Source organism: Streptomyces sp. NRRL S-37 (genome assembly GCF_000721605.1).
Classification (GTDB): Bacteria; Actinomycetota; Actinomycetes; order Streptomycetales; family Streptomycetaceae; genus Streptomyces.
On the sequence record NZ_JOIZ01000060.1, the window covers coordinates 1 to 2,981 of the forward strand.

The window sequence follows — 2,981 nt, forward strand, 5'->3', positions numbered from 1 at the left end:
GGGCGCGGCGGATCTCGCCGAGGGACTCGTGGTCGAGGGGGGCGCCGCGGTCGCGCTCCATCAGCCGGCGGGCTTCGCCGAGGCGGGTGGGGGCGGGGGGTGGGGTGAAGCGGTCTTCCGCCGGTGGTGGGGTGGAGACGGCGTCGCTCTCCTCGGGCGGGTCGAGCAGGCCGCCGGTGTTGCCGCCGAGCAGGCCGTCGCTCTCGCGGCCGGTGTCGGCGGAACCGGAGGGGCCGGTGCTCCCGGCGCTGCCGGTGCCGCTCTCGCCGGGGGTGCCGTCGTCCGTGTCGGGGGACCCCGAGGAGTCCGTGCCGGACGACGGGGTACCGGGTGCCGGCTCGGAGCCGCGCCGCTCCGTGTCGTCGCCGTCCTCGTCGGCCGGGGGCTGGGGGAGCAGCGACCGCAGCGGGGCGACGTCTTCCTCTATGGCGTCGAGCACCGACGAGACCTGCTCACTCACGTCCCCCAGCTGCACGGGCAGCCGGTCGCGCAGGGTGCCCCAGCTCTGGCGGTGCGTCCGGGAGAAGGAGGAGAGCGCCTGCATGGGGCCCAGGGAGTCCGGGTCGCGCTCGTAGGCCTCGCGCAGCAGCCGGTGGCCCTCGGCGGCGTCGTGCCGCATGCCGGACAGGGCGCGGCGGATCTCGCCGAGGGACTCGTGGTCGAGGGGGCCGCCGCGGTCGCGCTCCATCAGCCGGCGGGCTTCGCCGAGGCGGGTGGAGGCGTGGTCGAGGTAGACCCGGCCACGCTCGTCGTTTCCGTCGGCCAGGCCGAGCTTGACGTCCTCGATGCCGCGCTTGACTCCGTAGAGGGAGTCACCGGGCAGGGCGTCGGAGCTGGCGACGGCGATTCCGCCGAGGGCGCCGGCGGCGACGCCGACGGTGAGTCCGCCCGCGGTGAGCCCTTTGGCCAGCCGTGAGCGTGGTCGCAGCTTGCCCAGCGGGGTCGCCCGGTGGGTGCCTCTGGCCCGGCGCGAGCGCGGTTCGGGTACGGCCTGATGTGTTGCCTCGCCCGCAGCGGTGCCTTCCTGGAGCATGGCCTCGAACGCGGCCACCAGCTGGGCCCGCTGGACGACCTTGACCTCGGGGTCCAGCTCCGGCTTGGGCAGCGCGCCGAGGCCGGAGGTCAGCGCGAGCAGTTGTGCCTGCTCGGTCTCCACGGCGGCGGCCGGGGCCGGTGCCGATCCTTCGGACTGCTCGGCCGCCGTGCCCCGGTCGGACTGCTCCTCCAGGGCCTGGGCGAAGGCGTTCGCCCGCCGGTGCGCCGATACGTTCGCGATCACTGGCGGCACCTCCTCTCGTCATCACGGTCGACTCCCCAGGGGGTCCTGAGGGTTCCCGCCCTGACCAGGGCCACACGATCGAGTGATCGAAGTCGGTCAGGGGGTGACCACAGGGAGCCTGTATCCCGCACAACGAGTGGCACGGCACTTGGGTTACGGACCCGGGATGACCGAATGAGGAAGCCAACCGGGTTTCACGTACCGTGAGTTGGGTGTCGCGGAACGTGTTCCGGTCGGCGGGTGCGTGCGGTCAGCGGGCGTCGTCCGGGAGGAGCCGGGCGAGGGTGCGGACGGCCCGGTACTGGAGGGTCTTGATGGCACCCTCGTTCTTGCCCATCACGCGGGCGGTCTCGGCGACGGACAGACCTTGGAGGAATCGGAGCGTGACGCACTCCTGCTGTTGGGGGTTGAGTCGTCGTACGGCATCGAGGAGGGCGGCGTTGGACAGGGACTCGAGAACGGAATCCTCGGGGGAGCGTTCGACCTCGTTGGCGTCGAGCATCTCCCCGGTGGTGACCTCGAGGCGGAAGCGGCTGGACTTGAAGTGGTCGGCGACGAGGTTGCGGGCGATGGTCACCAGCCAGGCGCCGAAGTCGCGGCCCTGCCAGGTGAAGGTGCCGATGCGGCGCAGTGCGCGCAGGAAGGTCTCGCTGGTGAGGTCCTCGGCGGTCGCCTTGCCGCCGACGCGGTAGTAGATGAAGCGGTAGACGGTGTCGCTGTACTGGTCGTACAGCCGGCCGAAGGCCTCGGCCTCGCCGGCCTGGGCGCGCTCGACGAGGTCCATCATCCGGGCGCTGTCGCTGTCGGCGGCGGGGCGGCGGGCGGCGGGGGTGCCGGTGGTCGTCCTGGCGGCGGCTCCCCGGGCCGCGCCCCTGGCGGTGGTGGAGGGCGTTGTGGAGCTGCGCCCCCGTCCGCCGACCGTGGCGCTGCCGTCGGCGAGGGCGTGGCACGGGCCGGCGGGGGCGGTGGCGAATGCGGGGACCGTGTGCGCGGCGGGGACGATGCCGCGCAGCAGGTCTCGGGCTGTCGCGACTGTCGCGCGCAGCGTAGCCAGGCCCGAGGCGTCAACCCCGACGTGTGGGTACACGGGACTCCCAGAGGCAGAGCTTCCATCACGTGCAGTGCGGGACCGTTCACCCGTTGTGGCGGGATGGGGGTACCGGATTGCGTCTGAGGAGAATAACGCTTCGTACAGGCTCTGCTACACCGAGTTGCTCAAATCATCGATTACGTCGTTTTTGTAATCGAATGAGGGGTGTTTCGGTGCGGTGGGGCGATCGGTTGTTGACCGGAATGGTTCGTGTTTCGGGTGGGTGTGGGGCGGGTTGTGGCCGTGTGCAGCCAAGAGGACTGGGCAAGGGGGTTGCGGGGTAAGGCAGTTGGATTGGCCGGGTTCGGGGGCGGGGTGGCGGAAGTGGTCCGCGGTGGTCGGTTCGGTGGGGGACGGGGGTTGACCGGGGGCGCGGTGCGGCGGCGGGGTTGACGGGGCGGCTCGGTGTTTGCCGGGTGCCGTTGCTTCCGCCTGTGCGGTGGGGTGCCCGGTGCTGTGGCTGGGCGGGGTTTGTCGCGCGGCCCGGCGTTTACGGGGTGCCTCCCCCACTCTCGGCTCCTCCCCCACTCTCGGCTTCGCTCGAGCGGGGGGACCCCCATGAGCGGGGGGACCCCCATCGCCCACCCGTGCCGCCCTGGGGGTACCTCCCAG

At 72.3% G+C, this 2,981-nt stretch carries 2 protein-coding genes; both read right to left on the reverse strand.

What is annotated here, in order from left to right; translation table 11 throughout:
- On the reverse strand, window positions 1-1,279 hold a 1,279-nt coding region (locus tag IH50_RS0136635; RefSeq protein ID WP_234328333.1), incomplete at its 3' end, for a DUF5667 domain-containing protein.
- 250 nt (window positions 1,280-1,529) lie between these two features.
- The gene (locus tag IH50_RS0136640; RefSeq protein ID WP_030872856.1) at window positions 1,530-2,366 is read right to left on the reverse strand and encodes an ECF subfamily RNA polymerase sigma factor, BldN family; all 837 of its coding nucleotides are present in this window, start codon (window positions 2,364-2,366) and stop codon (window positions 1,530-1,532) included.
- Window positions 2,367-2,981 lie beyond the last annotated feature (615 nt).